Source organism: Methanolobus sp. WCC4 (assembly GCF_038022665.1).
In the GTDB taxonomy this organism is placed as follows: domain Archaea; phylum Halobacteriota; class Methanosarcinia; order Methanosarcinales; family Methanosarcinaceae; genus Methanolobus.
Window position 1 is genome coordinate 1,285,483 of the sequence record NZ_CP150629.1, and the last position, 26,304, is coordinate 1,311,786.

The 26,304-nt window shown below is 43.3% G+C and carries 15 protein-coding genes; all 15 read right to left on the reverse strand.

Going from position 1 to position 26,304, the window contains the following annotated elements; translation table 11 throughout:
• Positions 1 to 22: 22 nt before the first annotated feature.
• The gene (locus V7O63_RS06415) at positions 23 to 3,457 is read right to left on the reverse strand and encodes a PGF-pre-PGF domain-containing protein (protein ID WP_340820677.1); all 3,435 of its coding nucleotides are present in this window, start codon (positions 3,455 to 3,457) and stop codon (positions 23 to 25) included.
• A gap of 479 nt (positions 3,458 to 3,936) precedes the next feature.
• A complete protein-coding gene (locus V7O63_RS06420) occupies positions 3,937 to 9,069 on the reverse strand; it encodes a PGF-pre-PGF domain-containing protein (protein ID WP_340820678.1) in 5,133 nt (1,710 codons plus the stop codon).
• A 183-nt stretch (positions 9,070 to 9,252) separates the two neighbouring features.
• A complete protein-coding gene (locus tag V7O63_RS06425) occupies positions 9,253 to 14,034 on the reverse strand; it encodes a cobaltochelatase subunit CobN (RefSeq protein ID WP_340820679.1) in 4,782 nt (1,593 codons plus the stop codon).
• 189 nt (positions 14,035 to 14,223) lie between these two features.
• A complete protein-coding gene (gene cobN / locus V7O63_RS06430; RefSeq protein WP_340820680.1) occupies positions 14,224 to 19,443 on the reverse strand; it encodes a cobaltochelatase subunit CobN in 5,220 nt (1,739 codons plus the stop codon).
• A gap of 157 nt (positions 19,444 to 19,600) precedes the next feature.
• Positions 19,601 to 19,972, reverse strand: a complete 372-nt coding sequence (locus tag V7O63_RS06435) for a DUF2149 domain-containing protein (protein WP_340820681.1) — start codon at positions 19,970 to 19,972, stop codon at positions 19,601 to 19,603.
• Complete coding sequence (locus V7O63_RS06440; protein ID WP_340820682.1) at positions 19,969 to 20,592, reverse strand: MotA/TolQ/ExbB proton channel family protein; 624 nt, start codon at positions 20,590 to 20,592, stop codon at positions 19,969 to 19,971. Before V7O63_RS06440 ends, V7O63_RS06435 begins: the two co-directional genes overlap by 4 nt.
• Positions 20,593 to 20,594: 2 nt before the next feature.
• Positions 20,595 to 21,269 carry a DUF2162 domain-containing protein gene (locus V7O63_RS06445; protein WP_340820683.1) on the reverse strand — a complete coding sequence of 225 codons (675 nt, stop codon included), beginning with the start codon at positions 21,267 to 21,269 and terminating at the stop codon, positions 20,595 to 20,597.
• A gap of 401 nt (positions 21,270 to 21,670) precedes the next feature.
• A complete protein-coding gene (locus V7O63_RS06450; RefSeq protein ID WP_340820684.1) occupies positions 21,671 to 21,820 on the reverse strand; it encodes a 30S ribosomal protein S27ae in 150 nt (49 codons plus the stop codon).
• 2 nt (positions 21,821 to 21,822) lie between these two features.
• Positions 21,823 to 22,167, reverse strand: a complete 345-nt coding sequence (locus tag V7O63_RS06455; RefSeq protein ID WP_340820685.1) for a 30S ribosomal protein S24e — start codon at positions 22,165 to 22,167, stop codon at positions 21,823 to 21,825.
• Positions 22,148 to 22,741: a GTP-dependent dephospho-CoA kinase family protein gene (locus V7O63_RS06460; protein WP_340820686.1), complete on the reverse strand. Its 594-nt coding sequence runs from the start codon at positions 22,739 to 22,741 to the stop codon at positions 22,148 to 22,150. Before V7O63_RS06460 ends, V7O63_RS06455 begins: the two co-directional genes overlap by 20 nt.
• A complete protein-coding gene (spt4, locus tag V7O63_RS06465) occupies positions 22,742 to 22,927 on the reverse strand; it encodes a transcription elongation factor subunit Spt4 (protein WP_091936300.1) in 186 nt (61 codons plus the stop codon).
• Positions 22,928 to 22,948: 21 nt separating this feature from the next.
• Positions 22,949 to 23,518 (reverse strand): DNA-directed RNA polymerase, encoded by a 570-nt coding sequence (locus V7O63_RS06470; RefSeq protein ID WP_340820687.1) that lies wholly within the window; start codon positions 23,516 to 23,518, stop codon positions 22,949 to 22,951.
• A gap of 79 nt (positions 23,519 to 23,597) precedes the next feature.
• Entirely contained in the window at positions 23,598 to 23,966 is a 369-nt protein-coding gene (locus V7O63_RS06475) for a PIN domain-containing protein (RefSeq protein ID WP_340820688.1), read from the reverse strand.
• A complete protein-coding gene (locus V7O63_RS06480) occupies positions 23,963 to 25,189 on the reverse strand; it encodes a translation initiation factor IF-2 subunit gamma (protein ID WP_340820689.1) in 1,227 nt (408 codons plus the stop codon). Before V7O63_RS06480 ends, V7O63_RS06475 begins: the two co-directional genes overlap by 4 nt.
• Before the next feature lie 238 nt (positions 25,190 to 25,427).
• The gene (locus V7O63_RS06485) at positions 25,428 to 26,183 is read right to left on the reverse strand and encodes an ATPase domain-containing protein (protein ID WP_340820690.1); all 756 of its coding nucleotides are present in this window, start codon (positions 26,181 to 26,183) and stop codon (positions 25,428 to 25,430) included.
• Positions 26,184 to 26,304: the final 121 nt, after the last annotated feature.

A 26,304-nucleotide genomic window follows, 5' to 3' on the forward strand; every position in this document is an offset into this window, starting at 1 on the left:
CTAAAAGGGGTGCAGTTGAATATTAATTTTGCTGTTTCCTGATGAGTGCACAACTGATCGCTAGTATGGCCATAGTCAGAACTACGGATATTGCCGGAAGTTTTGCATTATCTTCTTTATCTTCCTCATCCGTGGTCTCAGCATTGTTATCCATGGCTGTTATGGATACATCGGCCCTTTCCGCCCCCATACCAGCTTTTTCGGCTTGAACGACCAGCGGCTCTTCTGCTGTAATGGCAAAAGGAGAGAACCCTGGTGTACTTGCTTCAAAGTAGAGGTATTCCTCGTCAGAACCACTCTGTTCGGTAGAGAGTTTTTCCCATACATCCTCACTGTACCTGTTCAGGGTGATGGTATCAGTGTCTATATCATTATCCTGTACCCAATCTTTGCTGACCTTGAAACCAATGACAGGGTTCTGGATGTTGCCTTCTATGGCATAGCCTGTCTTACCGACCCAGATGTTCAGATTCCTGTAGACAAGTCCGGGAGCAGGTTCATCTGCAAGTGCGGAAGTATCCTTCAATATCTCAATAGTGGTGCTTATCTTTCCTGCGTTCTTGAGGGATGTGTAGCGAATGTAGTCGATATCGTTCTTCTCATCATCGAAATCGAAGTCCACTATGTCATCCTTGCCGGCATAAACAGTAAGTACATCCTTAAAGCCGATGTTCTCATACTCTTCACCTGATGTGCCTCCGCCACCACCGCCTCCTCCTCCGCCACCGGAAGAGCTGGTTGTGGATGTTGTTGCTACATTGGTTCTTGTGATATTAATGGAAGTTGTGTTTGTATTCCCTGCTGAATCAGTGACGTTCGCATAGATTATGTTAGTACCTACAGAAAGGTCCACTGTTTCTACGAAGGTTCCATTTATTTCTTCAACAGATGTTTCAATTCCGTTTACCGTAACAGATGCCGGGGAGCCAGTTCCATTAGCTATGCCTGAAATGCTAACTGATCCTGACGCTGTTGAACTTCCATCTGAGGGTGAGGTAATAGCGATAGTTGGTGTTGAATTGTCTATAATAAATGACCAACTGTGACTCATGAAGTTGCTGTTATTATCGGTGGCATTGACCATGACATCTATAGTCTGATTGTGGACAAACTCCATGTCTGTAACATTTGATATGTTATAGCCCATCGATATCGATGTGTTTGTAAAATCAACCTGACTTCCATTAATGATCATTGAAATGCTGCTCTTGTTCACACCGGATGCGTTGTCTGCGATATTTATGTAGATAAGGGGCAGTGTATCATTGATATACGAACCATTTGCAGGCATTTCTCCAAATGAATAAGGTGATGAGGTGTCATTTATATTGATCATGACTGTGTCAGGCTCTCCAGAGTTGCCTGCAGTATCATTGTATTGTATGGTATAATTGAAATTACCCAATCCAATGCTTGTATTTACCGGAATGCTAAGGTTTGTGTCATTTGTCCACTGTTGTGGTGAAATTATCTCAGTTCCATTGAGCAGAACCCAGTAATATGCCGGATGAAGATCGAACAGTTTCCAGTATGTGAAGTTTGCAGTGCTGTTTGCTGAAAACTCGATGTTTGCCGGTTTTGTTGATGTTGGCTTTGTTGTATCCACAATAAAGGACCATAAGTGGGTGGTACTGACACTTAAATTGTTTTCCACAGTTACTGATACATTTATTGTACCGTCGGGATATGCCTGGGAGGTTATATTCTCTATTCTGTATCCGTCATCGATCGTTGTATTTGTAAAGACCACAGGTGAACCGTTGATGGTCATATTGAAGCTAGTTAGATTAAGGCCATTTCCTCCATCGGTAATATTGACAGCTACATTGGTGATATTGTTGCTTGTGTAAGAGCCATTGACCGGAAACTCATCTGAGAACAAAGAGGCATTTATTGTTATATTGTACGCATTTAATGCATCGGCTCGACCGTAACCAAACTCATAATCAAAACCTGCAGCCCCTAGATCAATTGCAGAGGAGAGCAGAATATCTCGAATCTCATCTGCCGACATTTCAGGCGTGACAGACCAGATCTGGGCTGCAATGGCTGCCACATGGGGTGCTGATGCACTGGTTCCGTAGAAAGGATCTGAAAAACCTCCTGCACCTGTTATACTCACGCCATCTATCCCGACGATATCAGGTTTTGGCCGCAAGACCTGTGATGGATATGAAATTGTCACCGGACCCTGGGATGAGAAGTATTCTATATCTTCAGGGGTTGATGCTCTCACGGCTCCCACAGCGATAACATCTGGAACTGCAGGGTGTCCAAATATGGAATCGGCAGTAGTGAGATTATTAGTTGAAATTGAGGCTCCATTTCCCGGATATATGTAGAGTTCAAGCGTTTTTGGAGCTGAATTATTGTAGTTCTTTATCTTTATTGTAGTATTGAATGTTGAACTATATGGATTTGAGAGCCCAAAGGCTTCTATTGAATCATCATCTCCATTCTGAGAGCTGCTGCTAGTTGCTAAAATATCTCCATTATCCTTATTGAATAAATAGAGATCATAATCATTCCCGGATGAACCAAAATTGTCATCCCATTGTAATACAACCGTTGCTGTGCCACTGGAGGGGAGTGTCAGATCAAAGGATCTGTTGTGAAAATCATCCCCGTCGTTAGAATAATCTCCCTGATAATGTCTGGAACCCGAATTCCCTGCAGAGGATACATAAATAACATCGTTGTTAGCAATCACATCAGCAATATGTGATGCAACAACACCATCTTCAAAAAAAGGCTCCAATAACCAGCCAATATCATCGACTATTACATCACAGCCTGCATCTACAAGTGCATCAATACCAGAGTTAAAGGCAACTTGATTATTACCCATATCATAGAAATAAAGCTCAGCCCCAGGTACCATATCATGTATGATCTCAAGCATTGCAGTACCCTCATCACCTCCTTGTGTGTTACTAAGTACTGTTATGTTTGGCAGATCACCAGAGGCTCTGGCACTTTCCCAGCTATCCACTCCATCGGATATCACTCCTATTTTCATTCCAGTCCCATTGTATGAATAATTTGTACGTACTAGATCGGTTCTATGAATTGTATCCCCCTCTGTGATAACCGAACCAATCCTTACTTCTGGTGGCATTACTGTTCTAATATTCCTCACACTTTCAATTCCTGCCAGCTTTTCCAGGTTTCCGACCTCTACCCACGCAACAGCGATCTTGTTCTTTTCATCTCTATCTGTTATGTCCCACACATATGGTTCGATGTTTTCAATGTTTGATGATGGAGTGAGATAGATGTATGTGTAGACCAGATCATCTGGAATTTGGGTATCAACATTTTTGGAAATGAAGTTTGTAGTGCTTAATTGAGTAGGAGCATCCATCTGAATTTCGGCAATTTCTGATTCTTCATCAAGCTCGTTCTCGTCAATTAGTTTAAGGAGGTCGGTGCTCAACTTTTGTTTTGCATCCGTCATATTGGATTTGGAGTATTCTATTTGAGATATGCTTTCAAAAGCAGCTGTAGAATTTGTAGTCAAATATGTATCATTTGAATTATTAGGGATATCTGTACTTATTGCATAGCTTACCCCAACTGAGAGTAGTATTAAAGAAATGATTCCAAAATTGAATATCAGTTTTTTAGTTTTCATTTCTAATCCTCCTTTTCAATAAGCACAGCAATTTCAGAAATAGCGTTATCAGTGTTTATATGTCCTGTTTTTAGAACTAGAAAGCTACCGGTATTTGTATTTTCGGTGCTTGCACTCGCTGTGGCGATTGCAATGATGAGTACGAACAAGATCAGAGGTATGTTTTTATTACGCATGGACTGTCATCCGTAGGTTATATTGCAAATGACACTATATTATCACAAATATATTTATATCTTCTGTGGCATAAAAATATGGATGTCTCTATTGCACCCGTATTGTATCTTCTGGTAAAAAAGAATCTAATGCTTCCTCATGAGGAAGCAGACAAAAGATATTATCAAACCGCTTATCAGGGCAGAGAGTGCTCCTATGCTCTTTTCTTCCTGATTCTCAGCTTCAGTTGAACTACTGATGTTAAGATCAGGTGTATCATCAGATTCTTCTTCATCCGGAACCGAGGCAAGTCTCACATTGGCTTCACCGGTGATTACAAAAGGTGAGAATCCCGGTGTGCTTGATTCGAAGTACAGGTACTCATCATCCGAACCTGTCTGTGTGGTCGGAAGTCGTCCCCATCCGCCATCATATCTGTAAAGCACAATGCTATCTTCCTCAATATCATTGTCCTCGATCCAGCTTCGAGAGACTCTGAATCCAATGACAGGGTCATCGATATTGTCTTCAGTTGCATATCCAACCTTTCCGACCCAGATATTTATGTTCTTGTAGATATCTCCCACAGGCAGTGAGTTGACGAATGCTGACCTATCTTTCAATACTTCAATGGTTACGGAGATAGTTCCTGAATTCTTAAGTGATTCGTAACTTACATACTGGATATCATTGCCATTCCTGTAGAACTCGAACTTCACATTACCTGTTCCTACAAAGACCGAGCTGACATCCTTTACTTCGATGTTCTCGAACTCTTCACCTGAGGTGCCACCGCCACCTCCTCCTCCACCGCCACCTCCGCCGGAAGAGGGGGATGTAGTGGCTGGTGTGCTGGTGTCTTCAGCAATGTTAACTGTTACTACATATTCCTGATTTGACCCGTCTCCTGCAGTTACATTATATACCACAGGTTCTGTGAAATTCTGCACTATTCCTGTATCAGGGGACAGTTTATGTCCTGTACATTCAATTATTGGCACCAATGCTGTAACATTAGTTCCATATGGTACTGTCAGCTCAATTGTCCTTGCTGTTTTGTTGATAGTTCCTTCAACGGCAGGTTCCTCAAACTTGAAGCTTGTTATTTCCTTAGCAGTACTCGATGCAATGTAAACTGTTACTGTGTATGGTTGTGCCGTCCCATCCTCGGCAGTTACCGTATATATGACCGGACTCGTAAAGTCCTCCACTGTTTCATTTTCTGGTGATATTGATTGTCCTGTATGGACTATCGTTGGAATAAGTGCCGTAACGACCGTTCCATTTGGTACCGTAATTTCAATGTTCTTCTCGGATTCGTTTATCTGTCCGGTAGCAACAGGGTTTGTGAACTTGAAGCTTGTAATCTCCTTTTCCGTGTTCGGAGCTTCATTCACCGTTACTGTGTATTGCTTTTTCGATCCATCCTCTGCTGTCACTTCATATTCAACAGGGTTTGTGAAGTCCTTTTCAGTTCCACTTTCAGGTGATATTGATTGTCCTGTATGGACTATTGTTGGAGTAAGAGCTGTCCTATCCGTTCCATATGGTACTGTCAGCTCAATGGTCCTTGCTGTCTGATCAATTGTTCCAATAGCATCAGGACTTGTGAACTTGAAGCTTGTAATCTCCTTTTCCGTGTTCGGAGCTTCTATCACTGTTACTGTGTACTTCTTTGTTGACCCATCCTCTGCTGTCACTTCATATCCTACAGGGTCCGTGAAATCCTTTTCCACTCCGCTGGATGGTGTTATTGATTGTCCCGTATGAACTATTGTTGGAGTAAGTGCTGTCCTATCCGTTCCATATGGTACTGTCAGCTCAATGGTCCTTGCTGTCTGATCTATCGTTCCCGTTGCATCAGGACTTGTGAACTTGAAGCTTGTAATCTCTTTTTCCGTGTTCGGAGCAATATTGACCGTCACAGTGTACTGTTTTGTAGTTCCATCTTCTGCTGTCACTTCATATTCTACAGGGTTCGTGAAATTCTTTTCCACTCCGCCAGATGGTGTTATTGATTGTCCCGTATGAACAATTGTTGGAGTAAGTGCTGTCCTATCAGTTCCATGTGGTACTGTCAGCTCAATGGTCCTTGCTGTCTGGTCAATTGTTCCAGTAGCATCAGGACTTGTGAACTTGAAGCTTGTAATCTCCTTTTCCGTGTTCGGAGCTTCTGTCACTGTTACTGTGTACTTCTTTGTTGACCCATCCTCTGCTGTCACTTCATATTCTACAGGGTCCGTGAAATCCTTTTCCACTCCGTTGGATGGTGTTATTGATTGTCCCGTATGAACTATTGTTGGAGTAAGTGCTGTCCTATCAGTTCCATGTGGTACTGTCAGCTCAATGGTCCTTGCTGTCTGATCAATTGTTCCAGTAGCATCAGGACTTGTGAACTTGAAGCTTGTAATCTCCTTTTCCGTGTTCGGAGCTTCTGTCACTGTTACTGTGTACTTCTTTGTTGACCCATCCTCTGCTGTCACTTCATATTCTACAGGGTCCGTGAAATCCTTTTCCACTCCGTTGGATGGTGTTATTGATTGTCCCGTATGAACTATTGTTGGAGTAAGTGCTGTCCTATCAGTTCCATGTGGTACTGTTATTGTTATGGTCCTTGCTGTCTGATCAATCATTCCCGTTGCATCAGGACTTGTGAACTTGAAGCTTGTTATATCCTTTTCTGTGTTTGGAGCTTCATTCACCGTTACAGTGTATTGCTTACTTGATCCATCCTCTGCTGTCACAGTATAGGTTACAGGGTTTGTGAAGTCCTTTGCAACTCCGCTTGCTGGTGATATTGATTGTGCATTGTGGGTAATAGTTGGCTCAAGGTATGAGACACCAGTTCCATATGGCACAGTCAGTTCTATTGTTCCTGCAGAATTATCTATTATACCATTTGTCACAGGGCTAGTTAGTCCAAAGCTTGTGATCTCAGGACCAACATTGAATTCCCATTCATAAGAGAACTGCTGTCCACTGTTCGTTGTAGCAGTGATTGACACGGTATGTTCTTCTGCCTGATATGCAACAGATGTATCGTGCTTGATTCTGTATCCATCAGTTATGACAGCAGAGGTAAATGTAACAGGATTTCCATCGATTGTCATTTCTATAGAACTTTGATCAACTCCTCCGGGATGGACAACATCGGTTGATATTCCAGTTGTGCTGTTAGATGCATATGAACCATTTGCAGGGAACTCATTGTTGTCACAGGTGAATGAGAATACAAGTGCAAAAGGCTGTTTTTCGTTAGGTACGTTATATCCATCTACAGTAATGGTATAGTTACCTTCTACTGTCGCGTCAAGGTCTATCCCTTCAACATTGTTTATATGATCAGGACCATCGTTTCCATAATATATACCCGATTCATCTTCAAGTGTCAGATCAAGGTCGTTGACAAGTGATTTACTTGAAAAAGTCGGACCCGGATAATCAGTCCACACGAGAGTGGCCCTTGCTGGATTTCCACTTTCAACATAATCGTATGTATAATTCCAGGAATCATCTGTGTCCAGGGAGATATCATCATAGTAGGCTATTACTTCTGGATACGTAGCAAGGATGGAGTTCTCAACATCAAGACGCCCCCAACCCTGTGAATAATCAGGTCTGCCCACAATCTCCTGTGTACTGCCAGTTCCGAACTGGCCAGGTGTCATATCAAAAGCGCCATTCAGAAGAGTTGCTTTAAGTAATGCAGCACTCGGGTTTGCAACATTTTCAATATCGGTGTAGTATTCTCTGACTATGGCTGCGGAACCAGCAACAATGGGCGTTGCCATACTCGTACCGCTCATGTAGGTATAGTCTTCGTATCCTGTTAAACTGGATTGTGTAGAGTATATATAGGTGCCAGGTGCAACAATATCCGGTTTGATCCTACCGTCCTCTGTAGGCCCTCGACTGCTGGTAGCGGCAATCCCGCTTGTATTATCTGCTTTATAGTCGCCTTTGAGTGGAAGTTCCTGGAAGTACAGTCCTCCATAAGTTACTGCTGTGAATTCCGGTCTATAATTCTCAGAAGAACCAACTGCTATACAGTTCTTTGCTGTTGCTGGTGAGGTAATTGAGTCTTCATCGACAACTCCGTCCTTATCAAGATCTCTTCCTTCATTGCCAGCTGCAAACAGGATCAACATATCAGGGTGATTCCATGTGAACCAATCTAAGGAATATGTATAGGCATCATACGTACCATAGTATTCGTAATATTCATCATCGTATTCCCATCCCCAACTGTTTGTATGTATCCTGGCATCTTCTTCGTACGCTTGCTGGAAAAGTAAGGATATGTCACCAGGTATCCCTACAAGCGAGCCACTATCATTTCCTGCAGCCTGAAACACTAATGATGCTTCGGGTGCTATTCCAGAATACTGCCCACCTGACATTACACCATTTCCAAGTACCGACCCTGTGACATGTGTTCCATGCCCATTCTGGTCCTCTGATCCATCTTCTACAAGATCAATAAGGCTATTGACCCGCCCTCTTATATCCAGATGTAATGTATCCTTATTCCCCGTATCCAGTCCAGTATCACAAACAGCAATGATCTGCCCGCTACCATTCAGTCCCAACGTATTGTGCACTGTGTTGACATTGACAATCTCCGATGCAACATCATTGGAGATGGTTGGTTGTTTGTAGTGTTCTATCCAGCAGACACCGTTGATCGCAGTAATTGGATCAATTGTTGTGGTTGGGGTCTGTGCTCTGAGCATCCTGCCGGACCTTACACTTATTGTTCCGCCAATGTCAATGATCTCTGAAGCAATATTCTCAGATTCTTTTTCATCGAATATCAGTACGATAATGTCCGAGATGTCTTCGGATTCGGATGAGATCTCCAGAGCTGAGGTTGTTACCACGTCATCAGTGTACTTATATTCAGGAAGGAACTCACCTGTCCAGCGCACGAACTCGAGTGTTTCTACCAGTGTCTTCTCAGTTCCGTTCATCCTGAGCACAAAAGCATTATCAGGGACATAGTCAAAGGTATCTGCTCCGGCATCTTCAACTGCAGATATCCATTCCTGTGTAACCGGTCCATTGAATTGCACGATGTAATATTTCTTCGAACTATCCTGAATTTCAGATGTTGAGGATGTTTGCATCGTATTCTGCTCAGATGCACTTTGTTCGATGATATCATCTGTATCAATGTTACCTGCTTTCAGGAATATCACATTATTATCACTTGCAGAAGATGCCATAGGAGAAAGCAATATAGTAATGATCGATATGACTACAATTGTTTTTAGATTCATGTCCCAACCTTTTTCGTACCACTTTTTGAATAGAAATACCTGTGCGCTAAATATATTCATTCAAACTGGTATATAAAAACAAACGACTATCTAAAAAATAATATAAATCAGTCTGAAATATAAAAGGCAGTCACAGTTACTTAAATAAAAAAGAAATGGCACTTTCAGAAGTGCCATTATAGTTCAGAACATCCTTTTTCTGAATCCTGCGGCAATGATTCCAAGTAAACCAAGCACCAACACAGAAGCTAGTATGTCAGAACCTGTTACTGAGTAACTGCTGCTTTTAGATTCTTCAGGTATTGAATCCTTTGTCATCTCATAGCCTTCGACATAATTGCTTTCAGTAGGTGATCTCATGGAAGCTTCCATTTCCATGTTCTCTCCGGCACCAGCATCAGTGTATGTTTGGTTCCCTCCACTGTTTTCCACAACATTTAGTTCAGTACCGGTACTGCTTGAACTCTGGCTTTTGGTTGGACTTGCTGTGCTCTGTGTGGATGTAGACTTTGAAGACAAGGGAGATGGATTTCTGAGGTCATCCATGATTTTCTTGTAAGCATCCATCTTTTCTTGTGAGACATCAATTCTTCCGGAATCAATCGCACTCTGGATAAACTCATCCATTAGTGGATTGCCACATACATGGTGACAGCACGATGGTCCATTTTCGATAACACTATCTAATAGTTCATTTACAAGATTTTCTAGGATTGCATCAGGTGCATCCCAATATTCCATTCTAATGGCTTCTATCATCCTGCCCAGTACTGATTGATACGCATCTGGATACTGATTCCAATAATCTTTCATTTTCGGATTATTCACATATGTCTGGTAGAACTCTTCCCAGAGATTGTCACTAACCACGTCTGTAGTAACATCCCAACCCCATAGGTATTCAAATGCACTGCTGAACATTCCAGCTCCGGCGTATCCTTCTCTCATCATTCCATCGATCCAGGTAGGATTCAGGTAACGTGAACGTATATTCTCCATGAAGTATTCCTTGAAAGGTACCACTTCAAAGTTGGTCGGGTCCTTTCCGGAAGATACGAAGAGTTCAGGAGCTTTTCCACTGATATGCTCTATGGCAAGGCTGAGTCCTCCGAAGTACTGGTAGAAATCATCGTTATCCAGTGTGTCATAGAGGTTGGAATTATCAGAGTGAATAGCCGCATCGACATCTCTCAGGTTCTCTCTGAGCAGTTCTGAGGCGTCATATCCCCAGAGGTCCGTGCCGTATGCATATCCCATCTTGTCAATGTAGAGTTCAGCGATCTCGGATTCGTTTTCCCATGTACCACTGGCACTTACTGCATTACCTACAGCGATCTCATAGGTTCCATCCATTACTGCAAAGCAGCGCATAGTGGATAATGTTGTGGCAAGTTCATGGGCTTCAGTCTCATTCATGCTCTCAAGTAAATTCTCGTATAGTGCCTGATAGATAGCCTGAGTGCTCTCATTGACATAGTTTGGATACTCTCCCTGTTCTGCAGTGTTAGCAAGTCTTACGGCTTCATCAAGCATCTTGAGCTTGTTCGGGAAAGCGTCACGCATACCTGCAGTAGCATACACGATATCGATACGTGGTCTTCCTGGCATATCCGAATTATAGTTTGGAAGGAGTTCGTCCTCGGGTATCAGTTCAACACCTGTGACCTTACCGTTCCTGTCCCAGACAGGCTGTACACCAAGCAGGTACAATGCCTCGGCTTCAAGAGTACCGTGGTCCCTTATGAACTCGACACCGAACCTTGAGAATGCAACCTTGCTTGGATATTCACCATATTTGATGTAGTACTGGTCTATCATGTCCTGTGCCAGTGTCTTGCCTATTTCCCAGGTTGCTGCAGATGGATACAGTTCAGGATTGACACCATAGAAGTTCCTTCCAGTAGGCACTGCATTGGGGTTCATTATCGGATCGGTTCCCGGTCCGGCAGGAATGAAACCTGCACTCAATGCATAGATGATACGGTCCATCTCAATGGATGAATCAAGAAGGTTCTGCCTGCATGACAGGCCAAACTCAAGATCGAGTGCTACGGATGCATTCGTCTCATTATAGACCGCCATCTGGGCATCTGCTATCGAGGTTCCATTGGTGATGACTTCCCAGACCAGAAGTTGAACCTTTGTATCGTTCAGAGGTATACCCAGTGGATACTCATCTTCAGGATAGTATGCACCAGTGACATTATCATCGAAGTAACTTCCCATCATGGACCGGACCATCATTGACAGTTCATCACTGTCAGGGTCGGTCATGTTGGTTGAAGGTACCTCACCCAGGGTGTGCAGGCCGAATGGTATGTTCTCACTGGAGATATCCTCTATGTACTCGTGCAACACGTTCTTTACGAACAGGCTGAAGTTCGTCTCATCCATGGCATAGAGGGTTTCTGTATCGACATCAAGGTCGCTATCAAGATGGGCTTCTGTCATTGATCTTATGATCTGGTCCTGGTATGCTTTCTTTGTCCTTTCATCAAGTTCCGGTCCGTAATACTGCTGTATGTACCTTGACACATTTCCAAGTTCACCGTAGATGCCACCTTTGCCCAGTGTTGGTGTCAGATGGTCGATGATCAGTGCATTTCCACGATATTCAGCGGTTAGTCCTTCTCCTACATTAGCTACGATGTAAGGATAGATGTTAGGCAGGTCCTGTAGAAGTACCGGTGCCCATTCTTCTGAACGGTTAAGTCCGTAAGCCTGTCCTGGTAGCCATTCATGGGTGCCATGTGTACCAAGGTGGATGATGGCATCTGCATCCCATTCATCGTTGAGCCATAGATAGAAGGCTATGTACTGGTGTGGTGGTGGTACAAGGCTGCTATGATAAAGAGCGTCATCGTTCTGCAGGAATCCCCTTGCAGGCTGTGGCATTATCCATACATCCCCGAACTGCACTGTAGGAATGACAATGAATTTTTCCCCGGTATCGTTCTCCCATATCATGAGGCTCTTGTTCTGTGGAAGTTCCTCTGCCCATGGCTCTCCCCATTCTGTGATGACCTGTTCTTTGAGGTTTTCAGGTATCTCTGTCTCGAACCATTCATGGTATGTCTCCATTGGTATGAGCTGGAGTCCCCATTCGGTCCTGTTCTCTACCATTTCGTTCATGACACCAGGGGCCCATGAACCTGCATTGATACCCTGTTCCTGTATCATTTCCAGAAGAAGGCTATCATTCTCAGGAACACCGGTGACATTGAAGTCGCTGTTGTTCATCTTCTCAAGCAGAAGCCTTGTGCTCTCGATCACATTGAGATAGCTGGCTCCGATATTATCCTTGCCTGACGGATAGTTGTAGTAGATGATAGCAACTTTCTTGTCCTTGTTCTCGTTGAGTTTCAGCTCAGCCCAGTTTATGGACCTGTTAGCTATCCAGTCCACCTGTGTGTCCATTGCCTGGTATACCGTAGCATCTGTTTCTGGATCAGTGACACTCTTTCCAATCACAATGAATTCGAAGATACCATCGACATTAGGACCAATTGTCTTACGGACAACCTGTGAATTTGGAATGCCACGGTTTGCATCGGCCGGGTCAACGGTGCCAGTCTCTTCTACGACTATTCCTCTAAGTACTGGTACATCCAGAGCTTCGAGCTCTTCCAGGCCTTTTTCATTATCCCAGTAGTTGAGTCTGAAGCTTTTAAGTGAGATGACACATTGGACAAGTGGCTGTCCTTCTTCATCAGAATAATACTTCATGATGTCATCGAACGTATCGAATCCGGCAATCACATTGCAGTCCTTGGATTCAAGGTCCTTTATCAATGCATCTATTACCTGGGTCTGACCGGACTGGATATCCTCTCTATGGAACCACATACCGATAGTAGGGCGGGAAGGGTTGTAGACACGATGTTCTCCATAGTTATATTGTTGATACCAGTTGAGATATTGCTCCGTAGATTCGAAATAACCGTCCTCATAGTCCGGATGGTAAAGTCCCACATCCGGTAATGTCTGAGTGATATCTACATAGTTCCAGTTATCAGTTGCCTCTGACCTGTTAGTGTATTCCTTTGCAATACATATAAGGAAATTCTCTGCATTCCTTGGGTCTGTGGCGAACTCTGATTCTATGTTCTTATATGAATTAATCAGGGTTATATTCTCAGAACCACTGAATTTATGGTCAAAATATTCCGGAACCACTGACTCTTTGGAATATATGTCGATCAGTGTTGTGTTATTATTGTGGGCTTCAAGGAGCCATTGGTCTGTATCGTTGTAAATATCCCCGTTCATCATTTCACAGAAGATGGCATCCTGTTGTCTAAGAGTACCGTTCTCTCCTGCATCTATGATCTCATCACAGTATGCGGAATAAGTGCTGTAATTGTATGCCGGGATAAAAGCGAATTCCATGTTCTGGCTGTATGGGTTTGTCCAGCTTGCCCTTTCAAGGGTGGTGGAATATATTCCCCAGCCTGTATATGTTATTTTGATAACAGGCCACTGGTCTGTGATCTCAGGACGGTCGCTGTATTGTCTTGAAAGATACATCAGCAGGTTCTCACCATATCTTTTGCTGATATCCGTATCAACTCCCATATTACTGTAGTAATAACAGATCGGATCATCCTGTTTTCCATTGGATGAATAATCAAAGAATTCAGGAACTCCTGCAGATGTAAGGTCTATTAAAGATACGTTATTGTTATGTGCACTGTAAAGATATTCTGATATGGGATCATAGACCCCTGAATATAGCATATAACAGAATATGATATCCTGTGTTTCAAGGAAACCGTTCTCTGCTGCTTCCATCAATTCGTCACTTGGACCTGATGGACCGTAGCCCTGTATGAATGTGAATGATATATCATCTGCAATAGAACCGTTAGTACTGGCCTCTTCCAGAGACGCATGTGATGCAAATGAAATGTACGTGATATTTATCTTCTGTTCATCCGCTGCTGCAACACCAGTTAGTGATACCAACAACAATATACTTAATACTAATACTGATCTTATTTTCAATTGCATGTTATCCCCCGATAACGTGTTGTGACACTCCTCTGCTTGCTTGGCGGCGTTAGGGGAGTGTCCGAACAATCTCTTGTCCTATCCTCTTCTTCTTATCTCATAATTTGAAAAGGCGCAAAAAGAAAAGCGCCCAAATTTGTCTTTTCAGAATTGTCTTCTCTTCCAGAATCCTACGTATATTGCCCCCAGTAAAGCCAGTACAAATACGGATGCGAGGATATCAGAACCTGATATAGAAGGACTGTTGCTTTCCGTAGTGGCAGAAACAGTTTCCTTTGTCATCTCATATCCTTCAACATAACTATCTTCAACAGATGAACGCATTGATGCTTCTTCTTCCAGCATATCTCCGGCTCCTGTGTTGCTATAGGTGGTCTGGTTGCCTCCATTGTTCTCGACAACGTTCAGTTCGGTTCCGGTTTTACTGGAACTGCTACTGACGCTTGTAGTTTTCACATCCTGTGTGGAGGTATCATCATCAGTGGATCCGGTACCTCTTACTTCAGCCATGATCACATTATAATCGTCCATTTTATCCTTTGAGACATCTATCCTTTCAGAGTCAATAAGACTCTGAATGAACTCATCAAGAAGAGGATTACCACATGTGTGATGGCAGCAGGTAACACCGTGTTCTATCACAGTATCCAGGTATTCGTTCACAAGGATCTCAAGAACTTCATCTGATGGGGTCCAGTGACCTGTACGGACGACATCGATTAGTCTTCCGGTTATTGATCCATATGCATGAGGATTGACCTCTTTCATCCATTCGGATACTTCGCTATCCGCTACAAATTTGTCATAGACCTTGTCCCACATGTCATCTGTAACAAGATCAGGTGTTAAAACCTCTATTCCCCAGAGATTCTCAACGAATTCCATCATCATCCTGGAGCCTTCATACCCATGTTCCATCCAGCCTTCGATGTTCACATCACTGAATACTGTGTACAGTTCATTTTCAAGATATGTCTTGAGGTCCTCCATCGTAAGGTCATCCGGATTCTCAAGGTTCGCAATGAGGATCTCGGGCATCTCTCCAGTTAGCTCTTTTATGGCATTGGCCAATCCCGATACGTATTGGTAGAAGTCATCGGTATTTGTAGCACCATATGTACTGGAACTTCTGCTGTGGACGATCACATCTGTTCCATTCAATGCATTCTCAAAGATGACAGTATTCTCTATCTCGATATCCTCTCCTGTCTGGAGCCTGATGTATTCCCCGATGGTCTGTCCCCAGATATTCTCTCCGTAGATGTAACACATCCTGTTTATGTAAAGTTCCGCAAGTTCGGTGCTATTCTCGTTGGTTGAAGCTGCATTTGCCATTCCGGTTCCATAGGCACCAGGTGCTGGCCCGAATATGCTGAACTGTGCAACATCAAGCGACAGAGTCTCATTTTCTATTGATCCATCGTAAATGGATTTAAGGTCATCAGTATTCTGTTTGACATAGTTAGGACAATCTGCGGTCTCTTCCTGTTCGTAGGCAAGTCTTACAGCTTGATCGAGAAGTTTGATCTTTCCGGGGAAAGTATCCCTGTAAAGACCTGATATCTGTATGAGCACATCAACACGTGGTCTTCCAAGCTCGGAGGAATTCAATGCAACCAGTCCTGCAACTTCTCCATCATCCCATACTGGCTTTATGCCCATCAGGTAGAGTATCTGTGATTCCATGACACCTTCGTGGCGTGTTGTTTCACCAGCCCAGAGAATGTATCCCACCTTTGTTGGATATTCTCCGTTCTCAGCATAGTATTCTGCAAGCCACACATCAATGAGTTCAACGGCATTGTCCCATGCTGCTTTTGAGGGTATCAGGTCTTCATCAAAGGAGTAGAAGTTCCTTCCTGAAGGTAATGTTTCCGGCTTCTGTACAGGGTCACCGCCAAGGTTACCTTCGATGTATTCACCGTCCATTGCATTGAGGACCTGTTGTACTTCATTGTCAGCCTCTCCAAGTAATTCTGCGTAGCTTATGGACGTGTTAAGTTCTTCGCCAATTTCTGCAGTTGAAGTTCCAAGTATCTGTATCTGGGCTTCTGTGGTGGACATGTTCTCAAGCAATACAAGAGTTAACAGGTCGTTTGACGCATTATCGGATGCATTGTACGTTTCAATAAGTTCTGAGAAGTCATCTCCCATCATGGAGTTGACCATTCCTACAAGCTCTTCTCCTTCTGGAGCTTCTCCAAGTACGTGCAGCCCGTATGGCATGGAAAGACTCTTAAGATCTGTAAGTACGTCATCCACTTCCTCAAGGAAACTATCAATTGTCTCGTTACTCTCTGCCAGGCTCATGTTCACCTTGTCATCAAGTCCAAGTTCAATCGTAAGGTTGACGATCTCATAGAAATGTACCTGCTTGTACTCATCTTCTGCAACTGATGTCCTGTATGAGGTGATCTCGCTGCTAAGTGTCGCATAATCACCATATAGGCCAGCAGATACGACCGGAGGTATCAGGTGGTCGATCATTACTGCGTTACCTCTGCGTTTTGCCTGTAGTCCTTCTCCCAATCCATCCATTACGTAAGGATAGATCACAGGTATGTCCCCTGTCATAATTGCAGGCCACTCCTCTGCCAGAAGGCCGAATTCCTTTCCAGGAAGCCATTCTACAGTTCCGTGTCTTCCCATGTTCACCATGACATCAGCATCGAATTCATGCTGTAACCAGAGGTAGAATGCAATGTACTGGTGGTGTGGTGGAAGTTCTGTGTCGTGATAAAGCACCTCCTTATCCTGCAACCATCCTCTTGTTGGCTGTGGTGCAAGGATCACATTGTCACTGATGCTTATCTTCGGGATGACGATGAACCTGTCTTCATTCTCATCCGTATAGACCATGATCTCGCCAGGTGCCTCGCCCCACATCTCTGTGACCTCGTCCCTTCTCTCCTCAGGGAGCTCGTAGAACCATGAAAGGTAGATACTTTCAGGAATGAGTTCCACCTCTCCCGTTTCCACCATTGTCTCAAGTTCTCCGGGAGCCCACGTTCCTATATTTCTCCCCTGATGGACGATAAGGTCTACAAGTTCTGTTTTGTTTGGAATGAGGTTGCTGTTGATGTCATATCCTTCAGTTTCCATCCCTTCAAGAAGGTTCACGATACTGGGCATGGCCTCAAGATATGATGCACCGATGTTGTCCTTTCCACCACCATGGTTGTAGTAGATGATGACAACCTTCTTGTCAGATTCATTTTCCAGACCAAGATTCGCCTGTGCAATTGCACGATCTGTAAGCCAGTCAACCTGTTCATCCACGGCAATATATGCTTCTGTAGTAGTATTGGCAACCTGAATGGTTTCTAAGGCTCCGATCATGATAAGATCAATGACAGCTTCACCTTCAGGTCGGTAGAGTCTGTTCATGTTGGCAGCTGGTAGCGGGACATTTGAGCTCTCCCATTCCGAAATATTCATGGCCGTATTCAGAACAGCACTCATTACAGGTACATCAAGTTCTTCCATGTCAAAATAATTACCAAGGAAGTTGAAAGAAACTACAACATCTACCTTTGTCTCTTCACTGTAGTTCAAGAAACTATCAATATCAGTATTTTTATCCCCATAGCAGGCAATTACATTGGTTCCTTTATCTTCAAAGCTATCTATGAGTTTATCAATTGAATCAATATCGTCCAGATAGTATGAACGATAGAATGTAATGGCTACAGTTGGAGCATTTTCATCAAATGCATGTCCATCTGTCCTGTTAGCATACCACTCAAAGTACTCTCCAGCATCAAGCATCATGTACTCAGGAACTCTATCTGTTATTGCAGGGTGGTATATAGCAGCAGGTACATATACAGCACTTTCAACTGTAAGGTCATCACGTCCGTAGTATTCTTTTGCCAGATAGAAGATGAGATTGTCAAGGTTTGTATCATCTATGGCAGTTCCCGACCAGTACTCATAAAGATCAGCTTTGAAATCTTCTTTATCATCACAATCTGATGGAATTGTATAATTACTTTCAGGCAGTTCCGTATTATCCCCAATAACCAATGCTCCATTATCGATAGCATTCTGAACCTGTTCTTCAAATTTTGATGCAGATTCTGAGGCGACCATTATGGAATATATAATATCTGTGTTGTTGAGGTCAAGATCTTCCGGTATATTATCTGTAATATAATAACTGACTGTAATGTTATAATCCGGGTTTGAGTTAATTCTCTGTGTAAAATTAGCGAGTTCTTCCTTGTAGGATGAATATCCTGTTATGATAGAAACGTTCAGATGTGGAGCATTACTTACCTCTACAGTTCCTTTTTGTTTCAATAAGACCAGATCACTTACTTTGTAGTAATATGTGCTCATTGCATAGAGATAAGTTGTTCCTGAAATTGATGATTGGTCAAGGTATGCCAGTACTTCGTTCTGGTCGATATCAGAGCTGCTGGACACCTGGAGTTCAATATCATTGATATCTGCACTGTCCACAGTTATCTCGATCATTCCATTGTACCATCTCCATTCATCATACTTTTTCGAGTATGACTGATTGACAGAGTACAGTAGATACTCTCCATTCGGAATATCTTCAAAAGTAAAATTACCATTAATATCGGATGTAGTGTTAGCTACAAGTTCATCTGTTTGTTTATCTACTAGTACCAGATCACTTATTTTGTAGTAATATGTGCTCATTGCATAGAGATAAGTTGTTCCTGAAATTGATGATTGGTCAAGGTATGCCAGTACTTCGTTCTGGTCGATATCAGAGCTGCTGGACACCTGGATTTCAATATCATTGATATCTGCACTGTCCACATTTATCTCGATCATTCCATTGTACCATCTCCATTCATCATACTTTTTCGAGTATGACTGATTGACAGAGTACAGTAGATACTCTCCATTCGGAATTTCTTCAAAAGTAAAATTACCATTAATATCGGATGTAGTGTTAGCTACAAGTTCATCTGTTTGTTTGTCTACCAGTACCAGATCACTTACTTTGTAGTAATATGTGCTCATTGCATAGAGGTAAGTTGTTCCTGAAATTGATGATTGGTCAAGGTATGCCAGTACTTTGTTCTGGTCAATATCAGAGCTGCTGAACACTTGGAGTTCAATATCATTGATATCTGCACTGTCCACATTTATCTCGATCATTCCATTGTACCATCTCCACTCATCATACTTTTTTGAGTATGATTGGTTGACAGAGTACAGTAGGTATTCTCCATTCGGAATATCCTCAAATACAAAATTCCCGTCTGCATCACTGGTCGTATTTGCTACCAGATAATAATCATTTTCTTCTGCCGTTGCTACTGTTGTTAGTGACAGTAACAACAATACACTTATGAACAATGTCATTATTCTCTTATTTTGCATGTTATCCCTCGATAACGTGCAGCATTTCGGTTACTTTGCTTGCAGGCTGTACCGAAATGCTCCACCATCTTATTTTATCAGATTTCCTATCCACCAACCACAATGTTAAGTCAAGTTGTTTTAACACAAGCAAACTTGAATCGAAAACGCAAAAAAATTAACCGGAAGTTGTATTACCTCCATCTTCTTCTTCAGGAACGTAAACCACCCTTCCGTCAGCAAGTTTGTAAGCAGTACCAAGTGCCTCTCCAGACCCACCACCGATCTGGTCTGTCATGTTCAGGACCTCAATGGGTTTACCCTGTTCCTTGATGATTATCTGCATATCCTTCTGCCCCGGGTTCTTGACCAGGGTTATATCCTCTGTAGGACTGAGAAGTTCCGGCATCTGGTACGACATCACCAGAGCTACAAGGAGTGCCACGGAGAAGACCATTGCAATGTCAAAAAGGTTGGCAACCCCGGTCAGGGGGTTCTGCTCGTCCTCATTATTGATGAGTCCTGTTCGTCTGAACCTTCTCCTTTTCACTCCCCTACCTCCAGGGTGTCGAGGATATAGTCTATATCGGCCATATCCTGCCAGTACCATCTTTTCCTTATCTGTGTAAGCACGTAACCGATACTTCCTGCGAACAGTCCGATGACCGTTGTAGCAAAGGCTATCATCAGGTTATTTGCAAGTTGCTCGATATTACCCTGTGAAAGGCCGATAAGTGCAGGTCCGAGTGGGATAAGAGTTCCCATAAGTCCGAGCATAGGTGAGATGGTAGCTACGATCCTGGTCTGCTCAAGTCTCTTGGCCATCCTTATCTCGTATTCCTGTGACAGCCATTCAATGGCAGGGATCATATTCTTCTCAAGATGGTCTGCAGCTGCTGTTGCAAAATTTGTTACCATGAAGTTCTGCTTTATGTTACGCAGTGAGCCTGCAGCCCTTCCGTATTCCTGTGAACCTGTATATTCTCTGACCTCGCTGCAACAGAGTTCAAGGTTCCTGACATCACGATGTCTTTTTGCATATTCAGAAAGGAACTCTCCGATAAGCATCAGAGAGAATACCACTATCAATATCAGACATATCACTACCGGATACAGTAGTGATGAAGAGAATGTATACAATATACCAAACAACGAAGATGTTGCATCCATTTTTATTGACCTCTTATGTTATTGAGGGCGTATCCCCCGATTATAAATGCAGTGAATATCAACAGTGGGATCAGCTCGAGCTCTCCTCCGCTGTTCAGTGCAAGGTTGAGCTTCTTTGCTTTGATGTATGCAGGGACTATCATTGCTCCGAGAAGGTAGAATATCCCCAGGAACATCATCGCTGTTCCAAGGTCCTCAGGTGTTCTTTTCATTTTTCTGAAGACCCATGTGGATGATATCACTGATATGAAGAAAACAAGTCCTACCAGAATACCTACCTTCCAGCCACTTACTTCAAGTGTTGAGGCCAGTATCATACAGGACACAAAAAGAGCTGTAAGACATACGGGACAGGGGACCGATATCACAAGGAAGGTCCTTTTTGAGACATCATGTCCACAGTTCCATTTCTTTTGGGTGTATATCCCTGCTCCAATCAGAACAAGTGCTATGAATACGTGCAGTGTCATTCCAAGGTTCGCTATGCCTTCCAGATATGACTGGTCCACCATTTCCACCAGACTTCCAAGTATTATGGATATGAGGAAATAACCGCTTGCAAGTATCAGAACATCTTTTTTCCTGACTGTAGAGAATCCACATCCTACTCCGGTCTTTAACCCAAATATGAAGATACCTGTCAGTATGCCTATGACGGCTGCATAAACGTAACTCATTTGACCACCCTTTTACTGATTCGATTTGTTGTTTAATTGCTAATTTGTGTATTGAATTATAATTAGTTTATTTGCTTTTAATTAATGCTAATTATCAAATACAATCATTAATGTTTGTAAATTAGCTAATATATGCAAACAAAGTCTCCACTAATAAACCTTTCGGATTATTTTGGCCCAAAATAAGTATCAGTAGATGCAAATATTTTCAATGTGCCGGAGTAATCTGTATAATAAAAATATTATATTTTATGAGAAATTACTACCTTTTCGTTGAAGGATACTTCTTCAGCTATGAAGTTACATGTGAACTGAATAAGGATGTCACTACTCAGTAACAACGAACATAAAATCAGTAAAAATAGAAAAGAAGACAACCCATACGGGTTGTAGAAAAATGATTATTTCTTGAACTCTGTGTAGCCGCACTTGCCGCATGCACGCCTGTCCTTGTGCTCTGCGAGGAAAACGCCCTCTCCACAGCGTGGGCAGGACTGGTGTGTGCGCTCGATGGAATCGCCGCTTACCTTGTAGTAATCTTTAGCTGCCATGATCATTCCTCTGTTGTCTCTTCAGCTGCTTCCTCTGCAGGTGCCTCTTCTTCCTCGACGACCTCTGGCTCAGGGAGCTTGTTCCTTTCAAGGACGTATGCTTCTTCAACCTGTTTCATGCGTGCTTCGTCCTCATAGATCTTGACGTAGACCTTGAGTTCCTGCTTACCGAACTCGTTCTCCATGTTCTGAACGATCACAAGTCCCAGTGGTACTGTGAGCATAGCTGCAAGTTTGTCTTTCACATCATTCCTTGATGGTGTAGCACCCTCAAAGTTGACGGTGAGGTTCAATTCGCGCCTGTTGAGGAGCGCATTATTCTTATCTTTAGTGATTATGATATCCATCCAGTTTCCTCCGAATAGCTTCTATTTGTTCTGTAGCATGGTCCTGTCCATTGAGTATCTCAGTCAACAGGTCCTTCATTTGTTCCTTTTTATCTAATGTTATCTTAACAAGTACAACACCTTCGTCCGGCTGTCCATAGAGAACAGCTGACCCTTCCGGTGCCATAAGTATCGCAGGCACAGCTGCAAGGTCCTCCTCGCCGCGCACAAATATCCTGACATTTTCATCTGCTTTTAACGCATTTCCTACTGCGTCTATCAGATCCTCGGTTATGACCCCTGCTGGATTGTCAACGGATATTTCGGTGAATCCTTCATATCTGGTGCCCACTACGACCCGGTCTGATGCCGGTCCGCGTTTAGTACGGTCATCCACTATAAGGATGTCCGGTATTATTCCAAGATTGAGCAAGTGGAAGGTAGTAACATCACCCACGGATATAAGTTTTGTGGGGGTACCCAGGTCTTCTGAAAGTTTTACTATGGTATCGTCGCCCTTACCTTTGTAAAGACGTCCGAATATCTCACGAAAACGTGGGCGCAGTGTATCTGGTAATGTTAAGTGAAGGCCCAATTAGCGCACCTTCAATGCATATTTATCTGCAACCTTTACGTCCATCTTCTTTGCTATCTCTGAACGCTCAGGGTCTATGATTATTACCATGCCGCTCCAGTCAGCACTGAGATTGCTTGAACCACAGATCGGGCATGTCTGTCCATTGATTATTCTGTGGCATTCCCGGCAAACCTGTTCACTCATCTGATCTCTCCGATATTATCTTTATTCTGCATCTTTTTCTGCAGTTGGCCTTCTGGCTTCATCGAGCCATTCGATCTTGCCCAGGGAATGCTGACGCATTGTAAGTCCGATCTTACTTTCCCTTGGTTCCCTCTCATTGATACTTACCGCAACGATACGGGCTCTGACCTTGTCGCCTTCGGAAAGTGACCTGCCACCACCTTTGCTCACAAGTCTTCCGTTCTTTCCGTCATATGACATGAAATCATCAGTTACCTGGCTCACGTGAAGAAGTCCGTCCATAGCTCCAATGCTTACGAAAGCACCGAAATCCACAGTCTCCACAACCTCACCTTCAATTACTTCCTGAATGGTTGGCACAAATACGATAGCCTGGAATTTCGCATCGTAATATACAGCACCATCACCGACCAGAATATGGCCCTCTCCGATCTCATCTATCTGTGTGATAGCAACGATAGCCCCGATCTCCTTGTCGATCCTGCCTTCAAGTTTCCTTTTCAGGGCATTCTTGACATTCTGGTTAACATCCTCACCTAAAAGATCAGGTGCAACTCTGATTGTATCGGCAAGCTTCATCTTCTTATACATATGAATGACTCCAATGATCCTTTGAAATTATATTATAGTTATTTAATTAGTTTTACAACTTATATGGTTTTAAACTGATCTATGATACTATCTCGAGCCTGTTCTTCTGCCTCAGACATATGACCGGAACTTCCTTTTCCTCAAGTCTCCTGCGAAGTCCTGTATCATTTGTGAGCACAGATGCTGCAAGGTTCGTTGCAAGGTCAAGGATCACATCATCGGCATGTCCCTGTGCTTCGATGACCTCACATCTTTCTGCCATTGCCCGTGCAACCTTTGCAGCTGTCCTGTCAGCTCCTTTGAGAGTTCTTATCAGTCTGTCCAGTTCATTTATCACGGCTGTAGGGACAAGATGTTCATCATAGCCCAGCCTTTTCAATTCCTCGAAGATATCGACATTGAACTGAACAGGTATCATCAGTGCGTTGGTATCAATAATTACCTTCAATCCTCGATAACTCCTACACCAATAAGTCTCCAGCGTGAGCCTACGCGTCTGCTTATAGCGACCGTAGATCCGCTCTCTGCACATACAGGTCTCTTCAACTTGACCTCTGCTATATCCTTACGTGCACTGGTCACTACACCAACAGTTGTCGCTGTACCTACGTTCAGCATCAGTGGTTCACTGGTCTTTATAGGGTCGATCTCTTCTTCGTCAGAGACACCGACAACCCTCTTGAGCAGGTGAAGCTCCAGTTTGAGGTCATCGCGTGTAGGTGGTAAAGTATCAGGGATACCTGCAACCTGTCCTGTAAGTGTATCACTCTTTGTAAGTGTAGGATCAAGGGTGGTACCAACGGCAAGCAATCCTCCTGGTGTTGCTTCCTCAACCTGGTCCTTACCGGCAACGATCAGTGAGACCCTTGTCTTTATTGGAACCCATCTGGTGGCTCCGTCGCTCTCTACCTTTCTTCCGGGTCTGACCTCAAGTTCATCACCAGGGTGCAGAACGCCTTCTGTGAGTGTTCCTCCAATGACACCACCGGTTATCTTCTCGATAGGTGTTCCTGGTTTGTTGATATCGAAGGACCTTGCAATAAGCATGTGCGGTGGTTTGTCGATCTTGTGTGCAGGTGACTTGATCATCTCTTCTATTGTCATGATCAGAGCATCGATGTTGATGTTCTGCTGAGCTGAGATCGGTACGATAGGTGCATCCTCAGCAACAGTTCCCTTCACGAATTCCTTGATCTGATGGTAGTGCTCGATGACCTGCTCCCTGGAAACAAGGTCGATCTTGTTCTGGACGATAACGAGGTTCTTAATGCCGATAATATTCAATGCCATCAGGTGTTCCTTTGTCTGTGGCTGCGGGCATGTCTCGTTCGCTGCGATCACAAGGACGGCGCCGTCCATAATAGCTGCACCGGACAGCATGGTTGCCATCAAGGTCTCGTGGCCAGGCGCATCTACAAAGGATACGGTCCTTAGTTCTTCAGATGGTTTGCCACATCCTTCGCATTTATCTGAAACGGTGTAGCACTGGGGTTCTGGGCAGTCAGGGCATTTCCTGAAAGTGGTGTCGGCGTATCCCAGCCTGATAGATATACCACGCTTCATCTCTTCGCTATGTGTATCTGTCCATACTCCTGACAGTGCGCTGACAAGTGTGGTTTTTCCGTGGTCGACATGACCTACCATGCCGATATTAACACTAGGTTGACTCAATTTTTGATTTCCCTCCCGGTTGGGCAATGTTTTAGAAGTGTAATAAGTTCAGTATAAGTTCTAATATATTATCTGTTTAGGTTTTGGTCTATCATTCGATTAATCATATTTAAATGATTTCGAACGACCAGAAAATGCAAATACCTGTTGGTATGGCAAACCATGCCTAATTCCTTTAATAATGTATATAGCTTACTATGATGGGCAATAACACTAGTGATCGTGTGTACTTGCAGGATCACAATATAGCATCAAGTGCATCGTTGATAATGTCATCCCGCAGGAATAGCTTCTCGATTATGATGCCGCTTTTTGTTATCTTGAAGTTAAGAGGTTCCAGTGTTAGGGAAGTACATCTCATTTTAGGGATGTACATCTGACGGATGCCTCTCTTGGATATGGGGTCACGTTCCATGTCAAGTTCTATGGTCCCAAATGCAGTATGCTCTGCGATGCTGTTCTTTGCATCTGCGTCTTCATGTCCCATTATAAAAAGTGTGGTGCATTTCTTAGCATAGAGGATGTCGTTTATTGTAAAGAACTTATCAGCGAATTCTTCTGTAGAGTGGTAAAGTGAGAGCATGTCAAGATTGTCCAGTACCACGATATCTACATCATCCGGTATTTCCTGTACGTTCTCTACACAATCCTTTTCCATAAATCCGATTCCGCTTCCATGCCTTGCAGCATTGTGTATCCTGTTAGTTCTGGTCTCAAAGGACTTTGTGATAAGTAGTGTTCCTTTGTCTATGCAGGCCTGAAAATCGATGCCGATACTAAGTGACTGTTCGAGAAAACTTTCCACATTGACATGTGTTAACATGAGCATGCACTTTTTCCCGTCTTTGCAAGACTGGTAGAGAAAATGAGTTGCAAGCAAGGACTTACCTGAACCTGGCGGTCCTGTGATGAGGATGCCCTGCTGAGAAGGATAACCGCCCTGCAGTATGTCATCCAGCTCTTTTATACCGGTAGATGTCCTGCCTATATGCATGTAGTATGTATTATTCACTACATTATATAAAAAGACTATTATTCGAGTGCTGTTATTAATTTGCGGTTGTGAATAAAGAGGAATGTTCGGGTCTGACCCGAACATTATGGTAAAATAGTTT

Excerpts from the sequence above, each read along its gene's own strand:
- V7O63_RS06415 (WP_340820677.1), bottom strand. The coding sequence starts at position 3,457 with ATGACGGATGCAAAACAAAAGTTGAGCACCGACCTCCTTAAACTAATT.
- V7O63_RS06420 (WP_340820678.1), bottom strand. The coding sequence starts at position 9,069 with ATGAATCTAAAAACAATTGTAGTCATATCGATCATTACTATATTGCTT.
- cobN (WP_340820680.1), bottom strand. The coding sequence starts at position 19,443 with ATGCAAAATAAGAGAATAATGACATTGTTCATAAGTGTATTGTTGTTA.
- V7O63_RS06440 (WP_340820682.1), bottom strand. The coding sequence starts at position 20,592 with ATGGATGCAACATCTTCGTTGTTTGGTATATTGTATACATTCTCTTCA.
- V7O63_RS06445 (WP_340820683.1), bottom strand. The coding sequence starts at position 21,269 with ATGAGTTACGTTTATGCAGCCGTCATAGGCATACTGACAGGTATCTTC.
- V7O63_RS06450 (WP_340820684.1), bottom strand. The coding sequence starts at position 21,820 with ATGGCAGCTAAAGATTACTACAAGGTAAGCGGCGATTCCATCGAGCGC.
- V7O63_RS06455 (WP_340820685.1), bottom strand. The coding sequence starts at position 22,167 with ATGGATATCATAATCACTAAAGATAAGAATAATGCGCTCCTCAACAGG.
- spt4 (WP_091936300.1), bottom strand. The coding sequence starts at position 22,927 with ATGAGTGAACAGGTTTGCCGGGAATGCCACAGAATAATCAATGGACAG.
- V7O63_RS06470 (WP_340820687.1), bottom strand. The coding sequence starts at position 23,518 with ATGTATAAGAAGATGAAGCTTGCCGATACAATCAGAGTTGCACCTGAT.
- V7O63_RS06485 (WP_340820690.1), bottom strand. The coding sequence starts at position 26,183 with ATGCATATAGGCAGGACATCTACCGGTATAAAAGAGCTGGATGACATA.